21 protein-coding genes and 1 tRNA gene are annotated in these 21,703 nt (G+C 60.1%); 5 read left to right on the plus strand and 17 right to left on the minus strand.

Annotated features, from left to right (window positions below):
• Positions 1-145 precede the first annotated feature (145 nt).
• From MWU54_RS08470 to MWU54_RS08525, 12 genes are all read right to left on the minus strand, one after another.
• Positions 146-3,259, minus strand: a complete 3,114-nt coding sequence (locus MWU54_RS08470) for an efflux RND transporter permease subunit (RefSeq protein ID WP_247082140.1) — start codon at positions 3,257-3,259, stop codon at positions 146-148.
• Positions 3,256-4,614: a hypothetical protein gene (locus MWU54_RS08475; RefSeq protein WP_247082142.1), complete on the minus strand. Its 1,359-nt coding sequence runs from the start codon at positions 4,612-4,614 to the stop codon at positions 3,256-3,258. The genes MWU54_RS08470 and MWU54_RS08475 overlap by 4 nt, the downstream gene beginning before the upstream one ends.
• Positions 4,599-5,168, minus strand: coding sequence for a TetR/AcrR family transcriptional regulator (locus tag MWU54_RS08480; protein ID WP_247082144.1), 570 nt, complete (start codon positions 5,166-5,168; stop codon positions 4,599-4,601). The genes MWU54_RS08475 and MWU54_RS08480 overlap by 16 nt, the downstream gene beginning before the upstream one ends.
• Positions 5,169-5,212: 44 nt before the next feature.
• On the minus strand, positions 5,213-5,623 hold the full coding sequence (locus MWU54_RS08485; RefSeq protein WP_247082146.1) for a hypothetical protein: 411 nt from the start codon (positions 5,621-5,623) through the stop codon (positions 5,213-5,215).
• A 290-nt stretch (positions 5,624-5,913) separates the two neighbouring features.
• Positions 5,914-6,549: an ABC-type transport auxiliary lipoprotein family protein gene (locus MWU54_RS08490; protein WP_247082148.1), complete on the minus strand. Its 636-nt coding sequence runs from the start codon at positions 6,547-6,549 to the stop codon at positions 5,914-5,916.
• Between the two features lie 7 nt (positions 6,550-6,556).
• Positions 6,557-8,296 (minus strand): MlaD family protein, encoded by a 1,740-nt coding sequence (locus MWU54_RS08495; protein ID WP_247082150.1) that lies wholly within the window; start codon positions 8,294-8,296, stop codon positions 6,557-6,559.
• 15 nt (positions 8,297-8,311) lie between these two features.
• Positions 8,312-9,088 (minus strand): ABC transporter ATP-binding protein, encoded by a 777-nt coding sequence (locus tag MWU54_RS08500; RefSeq protein WP_247082152.1) that lies wholly within the window; start codon positions 9,086-9,088, stop codon positions 8,312-8,314.
• Positions 9,085-10,209, minus strand: coding sequence for an MlaE family lipid ABC transporter permease subunit (locus tag MWU54_RS08505; protein ID WP_247082154.1), 1,125 nt, complete (start codon positions 10,207-10,209; stop codon positions 9,085-9,087). The genes MWU54_RS08500 and MWU54_RS08505 overlap by 4 nt, the downstream gene beginning before the upstream one ends.
• Before the next feature lie 369 nt (positions 10,210-10,578).
• On the minus strand, positions 10,579-10,764 hold the full coding sequence (locus MWU54_RS08510; protein WP_247082156.1) for a PLD nuclease N-terminal domain-containing protein: 186 nt from the start codon (positions 10,762-10,764) through the stop codon (positions 10,579-10,581).
• 186 nt (positions 10,765-10,950) lie between these two features.
• Positions 10,951-11,412, minus strand: a complete 462-nt coding sequence (locus MWU54_RS08515; RefSeq protein WP_247082158.1) for a host attachment family protein — start codon at positions 11,410-11,412, stop codon at positions 10,951-10,953.
• Positions 11,405-11,611, minus strand: coding sequence for a hypothetical protein (locus tag MWU54_RS08520; protein ID WP_247082159.1), 207 nt, complete (start codon positions 11,609-11,611; stop codon positions 11,405-11,407). Before MWU54_RS08520 ends, MWU54_RS08515 begins: the two co-directional genes overlap by 8 nt.
• Positions 11,604-12,020 carry a DUF4112 domain-containing protein gene (locus MWU54_RS08525; RefSeq protein WP_247082161.1) on the minus strand — a complete coding sequence of 139 codons (417 nt, stop codon included), beginning with the start codon at positions 12,018-12,020 and terminating at the stop codon, positions 11,604-11,606. Before MWU54_RS08525 ends, MWU54_RS08520 begins: the two co-directional genes overlap by 8 nt.
• Before the next feature lie 220 nt (positions 12,021-12,240).
• Between MWU54_RS08525 and MWU54_RS08530 the strand changes: the two genes are divergently transcribed.
• Entirely contained in the window at positions 12,241-12,735 is a 495-nt protein-coding gene (locus tag MWU54_RS08530; protein ID WP_247082163.1) for a ferritin-like domain-containing protein, read from the plus strand.
• Positions 12,736-12,784: 49 nt separating this feature from the next.
• Here the strand turns inward: MWU54_RS08530 and MWU54_RS08535 are convergent, their stop codons facing one another.
• Positions 12,785-13,189: an STAS/SEC14 domain-containing protein gene (locus MWU54_RS08535; RefSeq protein ID WP_247082165.1), complete on the minus strand. Its 405-nt coding sequence runs from the start codon at positions 13,187-13,189 to the stop codon at positions 12,785-12,787.
• A 145-nt stretch (positions 13,190-13,334) separates the two neighbouring features.
• On the opposite strand from MWU54_RS08535, the gene MWU54_RS08540 reads away from it, so the two are divergent.
• From MWU54_RS08540 to MWU54_RS08555, 4 genes are all read left to right on the plus strand, one after another.
• On the plus strand, positions 13,335-14,570 hold the full coding sequence (locus MWU54_RS08540; protein ID WP_247082167.1) for a putative DNA modification/repair radical SAM protein: 1,236 nt from the start codon (positions 13,335-13,337) through the stop codon (positions 14,568-14,570).
• 14 nt (positions 14,571-14,584) lie between these two features.
• Positions 14,585-16,000 carry a UdgX family uracil-DNA binding protein gene (locus MWU54_RS08545; RefSeq protein ID WP_247082225.1) on the plus strand — a complete coding sequence of 472 codons (1,416 nt, stop codon included), beginning with the start codon at positions 14,585-14,587 and terminating at the stop codon, positions 15,998-16,000.
• Positions 16,001-16,080: 80 nt separating this feature from the next.
• Entirely contained in the window at positions 16,081-17,070 is a 990-nt protein-coding gene (locus MWU54_RS08550; RefSeq protein ID WP_247082170.1) for a phosphatase domain-containing protein, read from the plus strand.
• Positions 17,071-17,223: 153 nt separating this feature from the next.
• The gene (locus tag MWU54_RS08555) at positions 17,224-19,035 is read left to right on the plus strand and encodes an AMP-binding protein (RefSeq protein ID WP_247082172.1); all 1,812 of its coding nucleotides are present in this window, start codon (positions 17,224-17,226) and stop codon (positions 19,033-19,035) included.
• Between the two features lie 7 nt (positions 19,036-19,042).
• On the opposite strand, the gene nagA is transcribed toward MWU54_RS08555, so the two are convergent.
• The 4 genes from nagA to MWU54_RS08575 all read right to left on the minus strand — a co-directional run bounded on the left by nagA (position 19,043) and on the right by MWU54_RS08575 (position 21,598).
• Positions 19,043-20,182, minus strand: a complete 1,140-nt coding sequence (gene nagA / locus MWU54_RS08560; protein WP_247082173.1) for an N-acetylglucosamine-6-phosphate deacetylase — start codon at positions 20,180-20,182, stop codon at positions 19,043-19,045.
• On the minus strand, positions 20,179-20,493 hold the full coding sequence (locus MWU54_RS08565) for a hypothetical protein (protein WP_247082174.1): 315 nt from the start codon (positions 20,491-20,493) through the stop codon (positions 20,179-20,181). Before MWU54_RS08565 ends, nagA begins: the two co-directional genes overlap by 4 nt.
• Entirely contained in the window at positions 20,480-21,487 is a 1,008-nt protein-coding gene (locus tag MWU54_RS08570) for a BadF/BadG/BcrA/BcrD ATPase family protein (protein ID WP_348647631.1), read from the minus strand. Before MWU54_RS08570 ends, MWU54_RS08565 begins: the two co-directional genes overlap by 14 nt.
• 34 nt (positions 21,488-21,521) lie before the next feature.
• Positions 21,522-21,598 (minus strand) — tRNA-Met (locus MWU54_RS08575).
• Positions 21,599-21,703: the final 105 nt, after the last annotated feature.

A 21,703-nucleotide genomic window follows, 5' to 3' on the forward strand; every position in this document is an offset into this window, starting at 1 on the left:
AACACAAGCCTCAAACGGCGCGGGCCGCATATCGAGGTTATCAAGGATTGACGGCAGAACAGCCGGTTTTTTGTGCACCAAGGTACGGACCTGCGCCGCCATTGCTCACCGCATCAGCAGTTGCGGAAACAGACGCGCCCGCAGCTTACGTGTGACGCGCGGCCAGACGTCGTTCATTGGCCAGGGAACTGAGGCCCAGATCATCGAGAATGGCGTAGATTGCGGGAAGTACGAAGAGCACGATCACGCTGGCGGTGACGAGACCGAACACGAGGCTGGCAACAAGCGGAATGAGGATTTGCGCCTGAAGGCTGGTTTCCGTCAGGATCGGCAAAAGCCCTGCAGCGGTTGTTGTGGTGGTCAGGAAGATCGCCCGGAAACGCGCGCGGGCGGCGCGTGCTGCTGCCACGGCAACGCTCGTCGCATCACCGTGTTCGCGTTTGACGAAATCCACCAACAGGATCGAGTTGTTCACCACCACACCGGCCAGCGCGACAAATCCCAGCATACTGGGCATCGAGAAATCCAGCCCCATGAGCATGTGTCCGAAGATCGCTCCGGAGAGCGACAGGGGGATGACCAGCATCACCACGATGGGTTCAACATAGGAGCGGAACAGAAAGCTGAGCAGAAGGAAGACACCGATCAGACCGACGAGAAACCCCTTCAGCATGGATTGCTGGGTCTTTCCGGCCTCGGCGTTCTGGCCTTCGACATCCAGCGTGACGCCGGGATACCGGGTCAGGAGATCGGGGGCAAAGTTTGCAAGAACGTCGCCGACAATCGCATTGGCATTGGCAACGCGGGTGTCGATGGTGCCTTGAACCGTGATCGTGCGGATGCCGTTTTCACGGTTGATGCGGTTGTATCCCTGCCCGGTTTCGATATCGGCCACCACGCCAAGCGGCACGGTCGTGCCGTCCGCTCTGGCCACGTGGAAATCATCGAATGACCTGCGGGTGCCCTGAAACTCGGGCGCGAACTGGGCGGTGACGTCCAGCACACTGCCCTTGACCTGCATCTCGCTGACGGTGGTGCCAAAATAGGCGGCACGCAGTTGGTCTGCGATCATTGCCGCTGTGATCCCCATGGGACCAGCGGCCTCGTTCAGAGTGATCCGCAGCTCCCGTTTACCGGGGCGCAGATCGTCAAGCACGGATGTTACGCCGTCATATTGCCAGATCCAATCCTGCAACGCGACCGAGGCGGACTTCAGAGCGTCCAGATCGTCGCCCCGCAACCGCATGTCGATGGCGATACCAGCCGGACCTATGGTCGATTCCGCGTATTTCAGGCTGATCACATCGGGCACCGGCCCGACGATGTCGCGCCACAATTCCATGATCGCGTCGGGGCGGTGAACGCGTTCGGCCGAGGGCAAGAGATCAACGCTGACCGTCGCCACATGTGGGCCAGTTTCAAAGGCATCGCGGTTTTCACCGTAGTAGACCGACACGTGACGGATCAGGGCAGCGCCGTCCGGTTGCTCGGGCGAAAGCTGCGTGTTGACCTCGTCCAACCCGTCTTCAAGCTGCGCAACAATCGCCTGCGTGCGGTCCAGGGGGGTGCCTTGGGGCAGCAGAACCCGCGCGACGATGGTGTCGCCGTCCAGCTCGGGGAAGGCGGTGAATTTCAGATAACCGCCTGCCAACATGCTGACCGACACAAGAAGAACCGCAAAGCTGAGGCCTGCCGTCGCATAGCGCCAGCGAATGGCCAGATCGACCAGCGGGCCGACCAGCCGCTCGCGCGCCCAGACCACGCCCGCTTCAACGCGCACGGTCACACCCTTTTGCTTAGGTGGCGCTTCAAGACTGTGGATGAGGTGGTGTGGCAGGATCAGGAAGGCCTCGACCAGCGACACCATCAGGACGAACAGCATCACGACAGGCACAACTTTCAGAACCGCGCCGATATCGCCCTCCAGAAAAGCCAGCGATCCAAAGATCATCGCGGTGGTGCCAAAGGAGGCCAGCACGTTCGGGAACACTTGCGTCGCGCCCGTTACGGCAGCGTCCATCGCGCTTAGCCCTTTTTCACGTTGCCGGGCGATGTTTTCGGCGATGACGATGGCGTCGTCCATCAACAGCCCAATGACGATCAACAGGCCCAGCGTGGTCATCAGGTTCAGAGAATAGCCAACCATCCCCATCAATGCGACGCCCCCCATGAAGGACACCGGCAGGCCCATGGCGACCCAGAACGAGAAGCGGAACCCGAAAAACAGCCAGAGCACCAGAAAGACCAGCGCCAGCCCCTGCAGGCCGTTGACCACCACCAGCGTCAGCCGGTCGCGCACAACGGAGGCCGCGTCGGTTGTGATTTCCATCACCACGGAGGGCGGGCCTTGCTGGCGTTCCGCCTCGATAAAGGCTTTGAGCTCATCGATGATGGTCAGGGCGTCCTCGGCCCGGGTCTTGCTTATGTCCAGAACGGCGGCGGGCCGTCCGTCGAAGGTGATCACGTTGTCATCGCTTGCGAATTGCTCGGTGATCGTGGCGATATCGCCCAGGTGAACCTGCCCTCCCGTGGTCGAGGACCTGATCACCAGCGTGGCAAGATCATCGACCGTGCGCCGTTCCTCGGCCACGCGGATCAACAGAGTTTCGGTTGACGTGTCGATGTCGCCTGCGGGCAGATCGACGCTTCCGGACTGCACCAATCGGGCCACGTCTGCGACAGAGATGCCGAATTGGCGCAACGCCTCGGGCTTCAAACCGATGTGCAATTCGCGCGCCGAAAAGCCGCGAATGTCGACCTTCGGAATGCCGCCCCATTGCAACATCCGGGTTCGCGTCGCTTCGGCCAGGTCTTTCAGATCGGTCCGGCGGTTCGGGCCAGTGACCGCAACAGAGGCGACAAAGTCGGTCTGCCCCAGGGCGCGAACGCGGGCTGTCTCGGCGCGTGCGGGCAGATCGGTGATCGCATCAATCTCGGATTTCACATCCGCAACAAACGCCTGATATGCCTCGCCTTCGCGCATGCGCACAACCGACCGCGCAAGGCCCTCGCGGGCTTCGCAGGATTGATGATCAATACCGGTCACCGCATCCAGCGCGTTTTCGATCCGCTCACAAATCGCCGTCTCGACATCCTCGGGTCGGGCACCGGGATAAGGCACCGTCACTTCGACCTCGTTTTGGGCAGCGCGTGGAAACGTCTCGCGCAGAAGCGTCGGGGCAACGAGAAGACCCGCAAGCAGAAAGCCGATCATCAGAAGGTTTGCGATGGTCGGATGCCCGGCGAAGAACCTTATCATTCCGCACGTCCTTCTGCCGCCAGCCAATCCATCAACGCGGTGTCTTCGGTCACCGTCAACAACATGCCATCCACAACGTTGCCCGGTTGGCTGACCAGTATGCGTGCACCGGGTGAGATGTCGCCCGAGATCATCGCAATCCCGTCTTGCACCATGCGGTTTGTCACCTCGACCGACCGCAGCCGATCCTCTGTGTCAGCCACCAAGACCCGATCATCGCGCAAGGCGCTGCGCGGCACCCAGATGCCGGATTGCGGCTGGCCCTGCAGCGACACTTCGACAAACATCCCCTTGGTCAACGGAGGACGCTCGCCCGGTGCCACCCCGCTATAGGCCGCATCGACCCTGACGATGACGCCCAAAGTGCCGGATCTTTGGTCGATGCTGTCGCTTATCCGGTCAACCTTGGCCGGCCAGCTGACGGTGTCGTCCTCGAGCCGCAAATGTACCGTTGCGGTCAGACCCAAGCGGCGCAGCACATCGGTCATGGCCGCAGGATCGAGGGAAATCGCGTCCGGGTTGCTGAGTGCCGAACGCAGCAACGTCCGAAGCGACGCAATCGGAACCTGCGCCTCAACCTCGCCCGCCTGGATCCCGTCCAACACGGCAGCGGTTGTTCCCGAGCGAAGGAACTGCCCGGTTTCAACCGAAACCGAGGCGACGCGCGCTGCAAACGGCAGGGTCAATTCGGTGCGTGCAAGGTTCAGCTTGGCGGTTTCCAAACTGGCGCGATAGACCGCGATCTGTTCGGTCTGGACCGTGCGTTGCGTTGGCAAGAGCGCCAGTGCGCTTTCCAGCGATTGCACCTTCTGGCGCTGCGCCAGGTGCGCGGTGCGCGCGGTGTCCACCGAAGCCTGCGAAATCGTGCCCTTCTCAAAAAGCGTTTCGGTCCGCAAGAGCTCAGCTGCCCGCAGGGCCAATGCTTCTTTTTCGATGTCCAGTGCGGCGATCTGGTTCGTTTCGGACACCGCGATTTCCGACAGCCGCGCCTCGGCGGCCCGAATGTTTGCGTCGGCTTGCGCGATGGCCAATGCGAAGTCAGCGGGTGATATGCGCAGCAAAACCGCACCGTCAGGCAGGATCGCGCCTTTCTGCAGACCCGGATTGACGTATTCAACCGTGCCGCCGACCTGGGCAATGGCCTCGTAGGTCCGTGCCGGGCGCACCAGCCCGTACCCACTGATGCGAGGTGCGACGGATTGTGTCCGGGCGGTGATCACCCGCACCGGTGTTGCACGTTCGGCCAAGGGGGCCCGTTCGGGCGGTGCGCCGGTTGCGATGACAAACGCCAGGATACCAACACCGACAGCAATGATCGGCATCGTGATCAGAAGGAGTTTCAAACCCGGTCGCATGTGAAGTCTCCTTGTTCCGTCAAAAGCATCAGTTGCACACCAAGCAGACGTTCGCCCGCGCTCAGCAGCCCGTCGGGATCGCGAAACCGCAACAGCCTTAGAGCCAATCCCTGGACAACGCCGATCACCAAATTCGTGCAATCATCCGCATCAAGATCCATTCGGATCAGACCCTTGGCCTGACCGTCGCGCGTGGCGTGGTGAATGGCGTCGCGCAAGCCGCCGACGCTGGTCAAAACCCGGGACCGCAGCTCCGTCGTGCCCGCGTTCGGATCGCGCATCACCATAATCTCGGGCAAGGCTGGATAGTCGTGCAAAAGCTGAAGCTGCCCCATCACCAACGCGCGCAACCGATCAATCGGATCGGTGTGTTCTTGCGCCGCGCAGATGTTATCCTCGATCCGGTGGCACAGTTCGTCGGTCGCGGTGTGCCAGATGTCTTCCTTGTTGGGAAAATGCTTGTAAATCGCCGGTTGCGTCAGGCGCAACCGATCCGCGATCATCGCGGTTGTCACGCGATCCGGCCCGAATTCGAACGCCAGTGACAGGGCCATTTGCGTGATTTCGGCCTTTCGCACGGCTGCGGGTTTTCGCGTCCTCACGGGTGCAGCCTTGCACGAAACACGGCCCAGGAGAACGCCACCCACACCGCAAACCGAAGCGCCAGCGCGCCCACGGTCCGCATCTCAAAGTCCCCGCCCTGTATCACCCAGACGCCAAACCCCACCGCAACCAGCAAGGTCGCCACGGCAATGGTCACCGACAGCGCCAAAGCCAATCGATGCCCCCGCAAGATGGCCAGACCGGCCGCAATGTAAAAGAACCCCGCAACGACGTTGAACCAGACCACAAAGGGCACAAAACGTCCCGCCATGTCCTGCACGACCTGCGGCCCGAACAGAACATTCCCACCGGATATGACCGTGGCCACACCGAACACAATCGCCAGTACAGCAAGACCCTTGAGGAAGGCCTGCGGCTTGAACGCCAGATCCCTCGACACCGTCATAGTCACATCCTCACTGGCCGTTTGATTGGCCAAGAACTTTGGTTATTGAATTATAACTAATGACGCCAATCTGTTTGTTCAACGCCTTGAAGCGAAAACCAACTGGTGCACTTGGTCGCGCCAAATCGGCCATTGGTGAACAGGCGGCTTCAGGTGTCAAAGACATGGGACGTGGTGGCCATGCCGCCATCACTCCAATCAAACGCCGTGCTGCGTCACGGGCTGACCCGGAAAAAATCAGGTGTATGCGCACAACTCGTTCGGCGTAGCCGAAAGACGATCGTGTCTCTTCATCGTCTCGCCAGTTCGCGCGATATCCAGTTGGCGAAATCGGACAGGAGGGTGTCGGATGCCGTGTCGAAGGCGGTGATCAGGTCTTGGGTTTCGAGCGTTGCCGACGGGCTTTGTGCGTCGAAGCGACGGCTTGTCACGATGGCGGCATCGCGTTCCCTGACGAGGCGCACCACGAGGCTTTGTCGGATGAGAGCCGTGTCGTTCGCTGTGTTTGCTTCGGCGTGGAAATCGACCAGTTCGGTGACGATTGCGTAGTCCCCGCCGGGACCAATCGGTGTCCGGCCGGCATAGCGGGCCACGCCGGTGGCCTCCACAGCGCGCAGAAGCAGGTTTTGCACCATGACGGGTGTCGGATCGCTCCAGCGAACTTCCGGCAGGTATTGCGCCTGCAACGGGTTGGGGCGGATCATGATGCGATCTGTTGCAAGGGAACCCGTGCTGGTCGGCAGTTCGACGATCACGTCCAGCGGTCTTGGCCGCCCGGGATAGACCGGGATATCGGATGGGCTGCGCAGTTCGTAGGCCTCCAACGGGGTGGCCGCATCGCTGAGTGCGGACAGCGTGGCACAGCCGGACACGCTGAATGTCAAAAGGACCGCAGCAGCGATCGTGGCCGGGCGATGTCTTTTCACAGCAGTCTCATCTTCTGAATTCCGGGGTTTCACGATCCAGGAGGAAGCGTGCGGGATCGCGTTGGATTTGGGTTGTCAACCGGTCCAGATTTGCAATGAGGGTCCGGGTCTCTTGCGCCAGACGCGTATATAGGGGCAAGCCGGAAGACGCAAAATCCGTTATGGCGGGCGCGGACGAAGCGGTCAGTCTTCGGATCTCGCCGAAGGCGTCAGACGCAGACTGGCTTGCCGCGCGCAAATCCGACGTGATTTCGGGCAGGTCTCCGGACACCGTGGCGATTGCGCCGTTCAGATTGTCCAGCGTGGCCTCTAACCCGTCGATGATCGCGCCCATATCCTCGTTGATCACGGTCTCTGCACCGGTGAATGCGCCTTCTGCGGCAGCCAGGGCGCGGTCGCCGGTTTCCAGGGCGGCATTGATGGCGGACAAGGTGTCATTGGCGTTGGAAAACGCGACGCTGGCGTTTTCGAGTGTGGTCCGTGCCTCCGCAAGAACCCCGTCAACATTGCCGCTGGCGGATTTCAGGCTCTCGCCGACATCGGCAATAACCGTCGCAGAGCTTTCGGTTGCCGCGCGGATCTCGGCGACGATGGCAGGCAGATCCGTGTTGGTGGCGTTGGTGATCGCGACCATCGCGGTTTTGGCCTGTGCCACCACGTCCCGCGTTTCGGACAAGAGCGGCGCGCCGTCACTGTCGATCAGGCTGGTGATGCGGTCCGCCGCTGCCGTGACAGACAGGGCAGAGGCATCAAGCCGCGTGATCAGGTCATTTGCAGCCGCCAGCGTGGTTTCCGACTGGTCCAGACGGGCCGTGGCCGTTGACCCGGTGGTGTTCAACGTATCCAGCACCTGTTGCGCACTGTCCCCAAGGCTGGACACCTGGCTGCGCACCTCGGCCAGGGTGTCGCGGAGATCCTCTGTCATCGCCGTCAGATCCTGGGCAACATAGCGTTCGGACGCGGCAATCACCGTCTGTGCATTGTCCAAAGCGGCCTGGCCGCTGGCCAGTACGGATGTGGCCTGTGTGGACAGGTCTCCGATCGAGACAAGCGTGTCATCTGCGCTTTGCAGAACGCCGGTCAGATCCCCGGATAAGGTTTGAACCGTGTTGTTGAACTGTTCGATCTGGCTGGCAAAGTCACCAATGGTGGTTGCCACAGCCGAAAAATCATCCAGCGTTTGCGCGAAATCCTCGGAGGCGGCTTCGACATTGGTCAGGATGCGGTCCAGACGTCCCTGATTTTCGCCGCCGACCAGATCGCCGATCTCGGCGACGACATTGATCATCTCTTCCAGAAGGCGCGGGGCATCTTCGGACAAGACCTGCAAGGTCGACCGTCCTGCCGTGATCGTAGGGACCGATCCGTCTTCGGGTTGCACAACCAGCGGTGCATCAGGTGAACCGGGACCGATGCTGACAAAGGACACGCCGGTGACGCCCTGTGCCTCAATCGTGGCAACGCTGTCGGTGCGTACCGGGGTTTGCGCCGCGACCTCGACGCGCACTTCGATTGTGCCATCGCGGTCAGGAGACAGTTGCACATCCACGACCTGCCCCACCGGCAAGCCGCTGAACCGGACATCTGACGCGTTGCCCAGCCCGGAAACAGACGAAAAATTGATGTCGTAATACGCGAACTGACGATCCAGTTCGACGCGGGCAAACCACAGGAAAAACCCCATGATGCCCAGAAGCCCGGCAAGCGTGAAGGCACCGATCAAGACATAGTTGGCTTTGGTTTCCAATCGATTGCCCCTTCGTTAGGCGTCTGTGCTGGCATCCAGTGCGGCCCTGGCCCGGGGGCCATGAAAGTACTCCCGAACCCAGGGGTGTTCGACCTTCAGCATGTCTTGCATCGTTCCGGTTACCAATACCCGCTTTTCGGCCAGAACTGCGATGCGGTCACAGACCGCATGCAACGTATCAAGATCATGGGTCACCAGAAACACGGTCAGCCCGAGCGACCGGCTCAGCCCGCGGATCAGCGTGTCGAACGCAGACGCGCCAATCGGGTCAAGCCCCGCGGTGGGTTCATCCAGAAACACGATCTCTGGATCAAGCGCCAGTGCGCGTGCCAGCCCAGCGCGTTTGCGCATCCCGCCAGACAGTTCAGACGGGTATTTGTCGCCAGCCAGGTACGGCAACCCGACCATCGAGATTTTCAGATCCGCCAGATCGCGCCGGATGACTGGATCCAGCCCGTCAATGGCGCGCATCGGCACTTCGACGTTTTCCCGAACGGTCAACGACGAAAACAGCGCGCCATCCTGGAACATGACCCCCCAACGGGCCTCCAGCGCCGCGCGGGTGTCTTCGTCAGCCCCCAGAACATTTGTGCCCAGAACGTCGATCTGCCCGGCGGTCGGTTTTTGCAGTCCGGTGATACTGCGCAGCAGCACCGACTTGCCGGTTCCCGAGCCTCCGACAACCCCCAGAATTTCGCCCCTGTAGACATCAAGATCGAGATCCTGATGCACCACATGCGTGCCAAACTGGTTTCTCAGCCCACGCACAGAGATCACGGTGTCCGTCGTCATATGCCAAGGCTCGCAAAGAAGATGGAGAAAAGCGCATCAGCCACGATGACCGCAAAAATTGCTGTCACCACCGAGCTTGATGTCATCCGCCCCAGGGATTCCGCGTTGCTTTTGACCTGCATCCCGGCATGACAGCCAACCACACCGATAAGCAGCGCAAATACCGGAGCTTTGACCAGACCCACCATCACGTGGTTCACATCCGTGCCCTCAACAAGGCGGGTCTGGAACATCGCGGGCGAAATGCCCAGTTCGATCCAGGCCATCAACGCCCCGCCGAATAACCCCGCGATATTGGCGATCAGGCCAAGGATCGGCAGCATCAGCAAGAGCGCAAGGATACGCGGGACAAACAGCACCATCGCAGGATCAAGGCCAAGCGTGCGCATCGCGTCAATTTCTTCGCGCATCTTCATGGACCCGATGGCCGCGGTAAACGCCGAGGCGGTCCGCCCTGCAACGATGATCGAGGTCAGCAGAATGCCCAATTCCCGCAGAATGGAGATTGCGATGAGGTCCACGACGAAAACCTCGGCCCCGAATTGGCGCAACTGGCTCGCGCCCTGAAACGCAAGCACGACACCGATCAGAAACGCCATCAGCGCCACGATTGGCACCGCCTTCAGGCCCACTTCCTGACAGTGGTGTACAAGCGCGGTCAGCCGGAAATCCTGCGGGTGGCGCATCGCGCGGGCAAGCCGCGACAGGAATATCCCGAGAAATCCCGTCAGTGCGAGGATAAAACCAACCCCGTTGCTTGTCGCCTTGCCGACGGTTTCCAGCACAGATTTCAGCGTGGTGGGGCTGGCGGGCACGTCTTCCCGCACGGGAAGAGCGTCCGCCGTGGTTGTCAGCAGGCTTTGCGCCTCAACACTGGCATTGGTTATCCGGACCTGCGAACCTTGGTCTTGGCGGTCTTTCTGAAAGGTCGTCAGCAGCCAGGCCCCCGCCGTGTCCAGGCGATCAACCTGCCCAAGGTCAATCGTGACATGCTGCGAAGGCGGAATGCGTGCCAGCGCTTCGCGGCTTTCGGTGATGTTTCGGATGGTCAGGCCTTCGGACAGCGTGACATGTGTCGTATCACCGTCAGAGTCGATCTGAATGCCGCTGGTCTGAGTCATGATCCTTTGACATGCCGCATTCATCGCGTCCTTCCCCGGATCCGCCGATCAGCAGCAACACGTCTGTGTGGCGCACCTGATGCGGCGGATTCACTCAACGGTTATTACAATCGCCGCCAAGGGTTCAATGGAAGGATGCGGTCAAGGCGCAAATGGCGCAGGTGCCCGGGGATGCGGCAGGGCTTTGGAACACCCGAATTTCGGCAGCGTCAGGCGCAAGCTGTACCTCTGCCGCCAAGGCGCAAAAAAAAGAATGCCGAAACTTGCGTTTCGACATCCTGTTTGTTCGGGGTGTTGCGGCCTGATCATCACGTTCGGCTTGCCCGCTGGCTGTTTGAGACGCTCCAGCCGACGGGTTTCTGTCGTCGGTCAGACGCGGGCCGCTGACGATTTCGGACCTGCGACAAGCCATGCGATGAAGCCGAGGACGGGGAGGATCAGGATCACCAGAGTCCAGATCACCTTCGCGCCGGTGCTCGCGCCGGATGTCAGGACGTTGTAGATTGCGTAGACGCTGGCGATCAGGACGATGAGTCCGATAATACCATATTCCATTTTCGTGCTCCGTTCTTAATCAATGTACAACTGGTTAACTCGGCAGACGCCAAAAGGTTCCGTATCGGCGTGTGTGAACCGGTTTCGCGGCTCAGACACAGAAAGACCCGGACTCTAGGTCCGGGTCATTTGCAGAGTTAAAGATAGAGACCGGGCACGACTGCACATCGCCGTGCCAGTCTCGCGTTATGCGGCCTCGGCGTATTCGCGGACGATGGCTTTCTCGATTTCGTCCAGCCCGTGATTGGTCAGAACCTTGGGAATATCCAGGATCACCCGGTCTGTGACCTCGCTGTGAAGCTCCTTGCGCAACGTACTCAGCACCGGGCGGCTGGCCGCGATGATCAGGTGATCGAAATCACCGGCATGCGCAGACTTGTAGAGGTCGTCCGCAATGTCGCTGGCGAACCGCTCTTTTTCGAGCTGATGCCAATCGGTATCATCAACAGCGGAACGGTGCACACTTGGGCCGTCATTGAACCGGCCCGGCCGGTTTGCGGCCCAATCCTGCGCTTGCGGATTTTCCTGTTCGTCCTTGTGGCGGACGGTCAGGTGAATGTCCTGCTCGTCGCCTTCATTGACCAGATACAGCGCTTTTTCGCCATCGGCGATCAGCACCCAAGTTCCATTCGGCACGCCCTTACCCATCTTTACTGTCCTCCTCCATCGACTTTCGCACACGGGTGGCCCCGGCAGGGCGTTCGGTGGCGCGCTTCAGTTCGTCTTCGGTGCCAACCGTACGGCTCAGACGGCCGCCCGTACGGCCGGAGTGCGCGATTTCGCCTTCCGCACCAAGAACCTCTTCGGTCTCGCGTCGACCGTCTTTTGAACGATGTCTCTCAGCCATGATACTTCTCCTTTTGAAGGGGTGTTTCGGAATGAAGGTCCGCTTTGAGCAGGCGCAGGTTGCGCTGGTTGGCTTTGAACACGGCATCAACCGCGTCACCCAATACGGGCACGGTGCCCAGAACAACGTCTGCGGTACTGTTCACACACATGCGGGCCAGCGTGCGCTTGCGCGCGCCCAGCCGCCATGCCTCGACGATGATGTATGCGCCGGGCAGCAAAGTGGCCACGTCGCCGACACCCGGGATCAGCCCAAGCATCGAATCCCAACCAAACCGGAACCGCGTGCCCGGAATGCGAAAGGCACTGTCCAATCCGTTGGCAATCCGCTCCAGACGCTTCAGGCGGTCGTGATCAACCGCCCGGCCCTTTGGGCTGGCAAAGTTTTGGGGCGGGGCAAGTATGGACATGTCTGAACCTCCTCTTTCGCCCAGTAAGCTATTGATTGTACAAGGCATTGCGCCTGCCGCAACACACGCCGCAGGCACGTCACGCGTCAACCGGGCCTTGCTCACATAACGAGCAGCTTGCGGCGTCGGTTCCCAATTTTTTTAGCAGACGCGCGATGGAACCCGCGTGCGCCTCAGTCCGTTGGGCTCTCGCAAATCACGACATATGGGAGCACGACAGATGCCGATGAATTCTTTGAAAGACGTCTATATCGACCAACTCCAGGACATTTACAGCGCGTGCAAGCAGTCGCTGACAGCCACGAAAGAACTGGCCGGAGCGGCGCACAATGCCGACCTGAAAGATGCGCTTGAGGCCGGTGTATCGGGCATTCAGGACGGCATGGACACGTTGGAGACCATTCTGCGGAGCCATGATGCCGACCCGAATGGTGAGCATTGCAAGGGCATGGAAGGCCTTGTGAACGAGGCCCGTGCGCATGGGATCGAAGAAGAGTTCGGTGACGACGCCGCGCAGGATGCCATGATCATCACGCAGTACCAGCGCATGGCGCATTACGCGATTGCGGGCTACGGCTGCTGCAAAGCGTTTGCGAAACGGCTGGGCCAAGGCGATGATGTGAAGAAGCTCGATCAGTGTCTCGACAAGTCGTATGACGGTGACCGCCGGTTCACCGACCTTGCGGAAGACAGGATCAACAAACAGGCCGCGTAACGCGGGATCGGAAAAAAGGTGGCCTGACCGGCCACCTTTTTTCGTGTCATCACATCGGCGCCAAAGGTGTTTCGCCGACAAAAGCCCACGCGTCGTTTTCTTCCGAATTGCTGAACGCTTTGGCTTCGACCGGGATGATCTTGTCCATCACTTCAATCATCCGCTGCGCATAGTCGGGCGCACCGATAACGGCGTAGCGGCGGACTTCGGACAGGGCACGAAACCGGGATTTGATGACATCGCCATCCAGCAAGCTGTCCCAATCACTGCCTGCAAAGTGCGACAGATCCAGCAGCATATCGACCTTTTCGTCATGACGGTCGAACGCATCGTTCATGAATTTCGCCAAATCCTCGGCCGCATCGTCGTCGACATGACCAGAGATGCGAAACGCATAAAGCGACGGTGAGGTGGTCTTAATCTGCTGAATGGCACCCGAATGAAAGAGCTCCATGATCTTCTCCTTGTTTTGGGGTCTCTGCTGGTCCAACCCGGTCATGGCCTGTCCGGTTCCGTGACCTTGGCTCGCATGTGCAAAATCTTCCCAAGCTACGTCGCAGTTTATTGCCATTCGACACGCCGGAACATAAGGTGAACAAATGTCCCGGAGATCCCTTCAAGAAAAACTCGCAATTCTGAGCGATGCGGCAAAATATGACGCGTCTTGCGCGTCCTCTGGCTCAACCCGGCGCAATTCGCTGGACGGAAAAGGGTTGGGATCAAACGAAGGCTCAGGCATCTGCCACGCCTACGCACCGGACGGGCGCTGCATCAGTCTGCTCAAGATTTTGATGACGAATTTCTGCATCTATGATTGCAGCTATTGCGTGAACCGCGTGTCGTCCAACGTGCCGCGCGCGCGGTTTTCGGTCGATGAGGTCGTGCATCTTACGATCGAGTTTTATCGGCGGAATTATATCGAAGGTCTGTTTCTGTCATCCGGCATCATCCGGTCACCGGACGCCACCATGCTTGATATGGTGCGCATCGTCCGGAAACTCAGGGATGAGGAGAATTTCCGCGGCTACATCCATCTGAAGACGATCCCCGATGCCGCACCAGAACTGATCGAAGAGGCTGGACGTCTCGCCGACCGTTTGTCGATCAATGTCGAACTTCCAACCGATCAGGCCGTGCAGACCTTTGCACCGGAAAAGAAGCCGCAACAAATCCGCAAGGCGATGGCGGATATCCGCACCCGCAAGGACAGCACAACCGAGCGCACCTATCGCGGCAGGCGCGCGCCGCGTTTTGCGCCTGCGGGGCAATCCACGCAGATGATCATCGGCGCGGACGGGTCAAATGATGCCACGGTGCTAGGGCAATCGACACGGCTTTATTCAAGCTACAAACTCAAGCGCGTCTACTATTCGGCCTTTTCACCGATCCCCGACAGTTCGGCCAGCCTGCCCTTGGTGAAACCCCCGTTGAAACGGGAACACCGCCTGTATCAGGCCGATTGGCTGCTGCGATTTTATGGCTTTGACCTGCAAGAGATCACGGGCGTGACGCCAGACGGCAATCTTGATCTGGAGATTGATCCCAAACTGGCCTGGGCGCTTCAGCATCGCGGGCTGTTTCCGCTCGATGTGAACACCGCGAGCAAAGAAATGCTTCTGCGCGTGCCGGGGTTTGGGGTCAAAACCGTCAAACGCATTATCGCGGCGCGCAGGCATCGCACCTTGCGCTACGAAGATATCGCGCGGATCGGTGGCGCGATGAAAAAAGCGCGCGCCTTTGTGACTGCTGGTGGATGGACTCCGGGCGCACTGACCGACAGCGCACAGCTGCGCGCGCAATTTGCCCCCCCGCCCGAGCAATTGAGCCTCTTGTGACCTACACCGTCGAGATGCCACGCATCGGAACCGCCGACGCCTGGCGCGATGCCGCGCGGTCGCTTGTGTCGAATGACGTTCCGCCCGAGCAGGTGCAGTGGACAACTCATGACGCGCCCCCGAGCCTGTTTGGCGGATCAACGGCGCTACCAGCGCCCCGTCCCATATCCGTCCCACGCAGCTTTCTCAGCATGGCCAACAGCGTTGTCTGGCACAGCGATCCAACCCGGTTTGCGCAGCTTTATGCGTTTCTTTGGCGGCTGCGCCAGAACCCGCAGCGGATGCAGGATCGGGCCGATGTCGCGCTGGCGTCCCTGCGCCGGATGGAAAAGGCGGTGCACCGCTGTCAGCACAAGATGAAGGCGTTTGTCCGGTTCCGCGAACTCCCGAACGGATCGGCGCAGCGCCGGAATTTTGCAGCCTGGTTCGAACCGACGCATCACACGGTAGAGCCAACCGCTGAATTTTTTCGCCGTCGCTTTGCGGACATGAATTGGCTGATCGCCACGCCAGACGTCACGGTTCAATACGCGGACGGTCAACTGGATTTCACAACCGGCCAACCTCGGCCTGACCTGCCACCAGATGCGAGCGAAGAGCTTTGGATCACGTATTATCAGAACATCTTTAATCCAGCCCGGCTCAAGATTTCGGCGATGACGTCTGAGATGCCCAAGAAATACTGGCGCAATCTGCCAGAGGCGGCATCGATTCCGGCGCTGATCGCGGGTGCAGAACGGCGCGCAACCGAGATGGCGCTGGCGGCCCCAACCTTGCCCCGCGCACACGCCGCGCCCGCCAAGGCGCAAGTGGACAGTTTCGCCTCTCGGTGGTCAGGTCCCGTTGATCAGTTCGAGGCGGATTTGCAAAACTGCACCCGGTGCCCGCTGCACTGTCACGCGACGCAAGCGGTTCCCGGAGAGGGGCCAGAGGATGCGTCCGTCATGCTTGTGGGCGAACAACCCGGCGATCACGAAGATATTGCCGGGCGTCCGTTTGTCGGACCGGCCGGTCAGATGTTGGACCGCGTGATGCACGATGTCGGGTTAGACCGTGAAGAGATGTATCTCACCAATGCGGTCAAGCATTTCAAATACAAGCCCAAGGGAAAACGGCGGGTCCATCAACGCCCCAACAGCGGGGAGGTCACGCAATGCCGGTGGTGGCTGAATGCGGAAATCGCGCGTGTGCAACCAAAGCTCATCGTGGCGCTCGGGGCGACGGCGGCAGAGGCTCTGACTGGAAATGGCAAGGCCATCACCAATCGTTCTGGGCGCGTTGAACGGCACGACGGAGTACCGCCGGTCTTGATCACCGTGCACCCGTCCTTCCTTCTTCGCGCCCCCTCTCCGGCGGCGCGATCAGAGGCAGAAGATGTCCTGCGCCGGGATCTGGGCGCGGTTCGGTCAATGATCGAAGCTCATAAATAACTGGAAATCTGCATATGTATCGGCACCAATCGGACCGACATGCGTTACACTTCTGTTGAACAGGGCAGGACAGGGCAAACATGAAAAAGCTTCTCCATCGGGTCGCCTTTCGCGCGGAAGCGCTTGTTGCCCGACTGATCGAAACCCGCAAGCGCACACCGGGCGAAACCCATCTGGACCCCCATATCGGTTATGCCACGCCCAGCGACGTGATCTTGCGGGGGCGCATACTTGATGATCCTGCCCGCGAAAGCCGGATGTCGGGCGGCACGTTCGGCAACATCTGGGGCATGCTGTCACTGTTTTTCACGGATGAGGTCGCAGGCGTTCGGGTGGCTTGCGGATCGGTTGCGACCGAAACCGACGAAGAAGGCTATTTCGACCTGCGCGTGCCTCGTGACGATCAAACCGGATGGGTCCGTTACACGCTGGCAATTGGATCAACAGACACTGCTGTTGAATGCTGGGCCTACGTGCCGCGCCCGGATGCGACGGTGATGGTCATCTCAGACATTGATGACACGATGATGGAAACCGGGGCGTATTCGCTGCTGCGCAATCTTTGGACAACCTTTTCCGGCAATGTTGCAACGCGCCATGTTTTCGACGATTCAATCGCGCTAATCGAAGATCTGAGCGATAGCGGCCGCAACCCGATCTATTATGTCAGTTCTTCGCCGTGGAATATGCATGCCTTTCTGCAGCACGTTTTCAAACGCGCGGGGCTTAGACCGGGGCCAATGTTCCTGCGCGACCTTGGCATCAGCGAGACAAAGTTCATCACCGGAGGCCATGGAGACCATAAAGGCCGCAGCATCGACACCCTGCTGGACGCAAACCCGGACCTGCCCGCAATTCTGGTGGGCGATACCGGGCAGAAAGATGCCAGCATCTATCTTGAGGCCTACCGCAGACATCCGGATCGCATTCAGGCGATCATCCTCAGGCGTGCCGGGCCCGGCCGTATTGAGACACAAAACGATGCGCTGGCAGAGTTGGCTCAGCTCAGCATCCCGGTGCTGACCGGCCAAGACTTCGATGGCTTTGCGCAGCGCGTTGGCAGGTTTTGAAGGGTGACGGCGCCACGAAAAAGACCTTTGGCCCCGGCTTCTTGGTAGACCCGAACCGCTGCTTTGCCTATTCAACCCGCGGTACCGCTCGCTGCTGCACCACGCGGGAAGCGGCGTTACCGGTAGGGCGGGTTTCGAAGGGAAGAAAACGGGATGAAGATCACCAGCTTGGCGGATCTGCGTGCGCTTGAAGCAAAAGGCTTTGATGCCGTTTACCCACAGAAATCGCCTTGGGACATCCTCCGGCACCATGCAACCACGCGGCCCGACGCAATCGCGATCCGGTATCTGCATGATGCGCGTCAGCCCGATACGGATGAAACCGTCACTTACGCAGAGTTTGCCGAACGGATCATGGGGGCGGCGCGGGTGTTTCGCGCGCACGGGGTGTCGCCGGACCGTTCGGTGGCGCTTCTGACGCAACACACGCCATCGGGTCAGGCGGCTTTGTGGGGCGCGCAGATTGCCGGGCGCGCTTGCCCGATTAATCCGATGCTGAAACCGAAACATGTGGCGGCCTTGATCCGGGCGTCAGACGCAGCGGCAGTGGTTGCCATGGGATGCAACGAAGAACTGGATTACTGGTCAAACCTGATCCCGGCCCTGCGACGCGAAGGGATCGACCTGCCAATCTTTGCCTGTGATGCAACGGCGCATAGCCCGGGTGCGGATGGGAATTTTGAAGACCTGATCGCGGTGTCCGGAGACGACATTACCCCGGCAGGCGATGAAACCGCGTTTGCCGCATTCTACCACACCGGTGGAACAACGGGCGCGCCCAAACTTGTCCGTCATACAAGACTGAACGAGGCCCACGTCGCCCGGTCTTGTGCAATGATGCATGATCTGGGTCCCGACGACGTGGTCCTGAACGGCTTTCCGCTGTTTCACGTCGCGGGCGCGTTTGTCTTTGGTCTTTCAACCCTGTCGGCTGGTGGCACATTGATCGTTCCCGGCCGGTTGGGGATGCGCAATCAGGCCTTCATGCGCGATGTCTGGCAGCATGTGGAGCGGCTGGGCATTACGGTTATCGGTGCCGTTCCGACCGTTCTGGCGACCCTGAAAGGCATGCCCGTCAACGCCGATATCTCCTGCCTGCGCGCCCTTTTGACCGGCGGATCGCCGCTCCCGACCGAATTGGCTGACGCGGTCGAACAGCACAGTGGCGTGCCTGTTCGCAACATCCTGGGCATGACCGAAAGCGCCGGTGCCATCGCCGTAGAGCCGGTGCATGCGCCACGCACACCCTTGTCCTGTGGACTGCGGCTCCCATTCACCGAAGTCGCTGTGCTTGGTGACACAGATGGTGACTCAGATGCGTCAGGAATGCTGCCCGCCGGGACCACGGGCATCGTTGCAACGCGCGGCCCCAATGTCGCGTCAGGATATTCGGACACCGCGCAGAACGCAGGCACGTTTGTGTCCGATGGCTGGCTGGTCTCGGGTGATCTTGGACATCTGGATGCTGAGGGTCGGCTTTTCGTCACCGGGCGCAAGAAAGACCTTATCATACGCGGCGCGCACAACATCGACCCCCAGATGATCGAGGATTCGCTCTTGGCCCATCCGATGATCGAAACGGCTGCGGCGGTGGGCATGCCGGATGCTTATGCGGGTGAGCTTCCGGTTGCGTTTATCTCGACCCGGGACGGTTGGTCGCCGGATGGGGACGAGCTTTTCGCGTTTCTGAAAGATCGGATCGAAGACCCGCTTGCGCTGCCCAAACGGATCGAGCGGATCGACCAGATGCCGCTGACCCCGATCGGCAAGATTTTTAAACCCACGTTACGCTCCCAGGCCACCCATTGGGCGGTCATGGCTGTGGCAGACACGCTTGGCATTGCACCCGAGATCGAAATCACCGATCAGCAACATGTGCATATCCGCGTTCCAGAAAAGGACGTGCGGCCCTTAAAAGACGCTCTTGCCGGTATGCCTGTTGCGGTGTCTTTGCATCCTGTCTGACACGCCTTCACATCAAATGTGAGACGGTGCGCAAATCGCCGGACAAGCGGATCATGTCTGATTGTCGCGTAACACCGGGTTTCAGCATCACAGATTGATGGCCAATCAAGGCCGCAGGCGTCGTGATCGCCGCCCGAAGCGCCTCGACCAGCGGAACGCCGACTTGGTCCACCATCGTCCGGATGGCCTGTGTGAGATCAAGATCAGCGCCAGCCAGTGTTCCATCAGACAGCGTCAACCTGCCGCCGCTGCGCTGGATCCGCCTGCCGCCCAGTTCGAACTCTGTGCAGTCGCTTCCGGCCACGGCCATGGCATCGCTGACCAGAAAAATGCGCCCCGGCCCGGTTTTGGCCTGCCACGCAGCGCGCATGCTTTCGGGGTGCACATGAACGGCATCCGCAATCAGGCCGCAGGACACCGCGCCATTGGCAAGCGTGGCCCCCACAAGACCCGGTTCACGATTGTCAAGTTGGCTCATGGCGTTGAACAGATGCGTGACACAGCGCGCACCGGCCGCGAAGTAGTGTTGACAGCTGTCAAACGGCGCATCCGTGTGGCCCAGAGAAACCAGAACTCCGGCCTCTGCCAGCGTCTTGACCTGCTCCGGTGTGACATTTTCGGGCGCAATCGTCAGTTTCAGGACCGGCAATTCCTTTGCCGCGGCGAGGTAACAATCAAGATCTTCTGCCTCCATCGGACGGATCAGCGCCGGATCATGTGCCCCTTTGCGTTTGATCGACAGGTGCGGCCCCTCAAGATGCAACCCGGCGATCCCCGGCATTTCCGTTTTGACGGCTTCAATCGTGGCCCCGATTGCGGCCTGGGTCTTATCGGCGGTATCGGTAATCAGGGTCGGCAACAACGCCGACACGCCAAGCCGCCGATGCGCTTCCGCGATGCGGGCAAGCGTTGCTGGCGAAGGGTCATCGTTGAACATGATGCCATCGCCGCCGTTGACCTGCAGGTCGACATAGCCTTGGCTGAGTATATCGCCCTCCAGATCAACGCATCTGCCGTCTTGTGACACATCTGCCGCCGACCCAAACCCGCGCAAGCACCCGTTTTCGAACCGGATCACCGGGGCCGTGTGCAAAGAGTGGCCGTCGAAAAGCTGACCGTTCATAAATGTGAGGCTGTCGGTCGTCATACTGTGTCCGTTAGCTTGTTGAGAGTGCGGGCATCGACCTCGCGCAGCGTGTTTACCGCTCTTGTGACCGCTTGCCCACCATACATCGCAAGCCCGTCGATATTGAGGGCTGAACTACGCTGCACGGCGCGTATGTCCCGCACCAACCCCTGAAACGTTTTGCGCACAGTCACCCGCAGGCGGCGATGACGACTGCGGTGACAGATGCCAAATCGGCTCCGCTCTTCCAGCCGTCGACTGAGTTGTCCGTAGCGCGGCCCGCCATGTACGGTTAACCCGTCGTCAGGACGCAGAAACTCAATCGCGGTCATCGGCAACGCCCCGCGCGACGTCCTTTGCCAATGCAATCGCCCCATCCAGCGGCTCACCGACACGTGGGGTCAGGTCCGCGCGCATCGCATCCGGCAGGTAAGCTGCGTAATGTGAGCCAATGCCTCCGGTCAGGCAAATCGGTAGTCCGGATCGCCAGCCCAGGTGACGCAAAGCGCGCACGATCTCGCCTGCACCCTCTTGCATGATTTTCAGTGCAACCGCATCGCCACGACCCGCGTACCCTGTCACCAAAGGCGCAATCGCGCCAAACTCCACCGGACGAGCCACGCTCGCAAACCGAACGACGCCAGCGGCATCGGTATGATCGGTCAGCAACTTTTGCGAAAGATCCGTGGCGGCAATGCGGCCATCCTCACATTCCAGCGCCAGCCCCAACGCGCGACGCCCAACCCACTGTGCCGAGGCCTCGTCTCCAAGAACGGGCCCCCACCCCCCGGCAAAACGCACCGCCCCGTTAACCTGCGCCGCAAAAAACGATCCCGTTCCACAATGCGCCAGAACACCATCACGCTTCCCCAAACCGCCGCGCACCGCCGCCAGCCGGTCATCTGTAATTCGAACATTTTGAAATTTCAGAGCCTCTCGCAGAGCATCCGCAATCGCGGGTCCGGTCACACCTGCCAGCCCAACAAATGCCGGCGCTGCCCGGAGCGTTTGCACGGAGCACGCCAAACGCGTTGCGAGTTCGCCTAGCCCTCTCTTGATTTGAGAAACACTTCCCTCTAAATCAGTCGAGGCGTTCGCCGATCCCGTCTCAACCGACACGACCCGGTGGCCGTCAAACGCACCCACCCGACATCGCGTCCCACCGCCATCAATGGCGACAACAAGGGTATTGTCCAAATCAGCCATAGAAGACCAATAGGGTACCGATAATGGAAGAGGAAGACCGAGTTCGGAACATCGATGCCTCACAGACACCGACCCTGCTGCTTGCGCAGTCATGCGGCGCGCATGCGAAAGTCTGCACATGGCAAATGCGCGAGTTCGTCGGAAAATTGGGAATTGGTTGCGGGGGTAGGATTTGAACCTACGACCTTCAGGTTATGAGCCTGACGAGCTACCGGGCTGCTCCACCCCGCGACAGGGTATGTTCATCGTTTTACGAGAGATATGAGGTATTTATTAGGTTTGGCGATGACCTACTCTCCCACGTCTTGAGACGCAGTACCATTGGCGCGACGGCAC

Origin of the sequence: Marivita sp. S6314 (genome assembly GCF_023015985.1) — a bacterium.
In the GTDB taxonomy this organism is placed as follows: domain Bacteria; phylum Pseudomonadota; class Alphaproteobacteria; order Rhodobacterales; family Rhodobacteraceae; genus Marivita.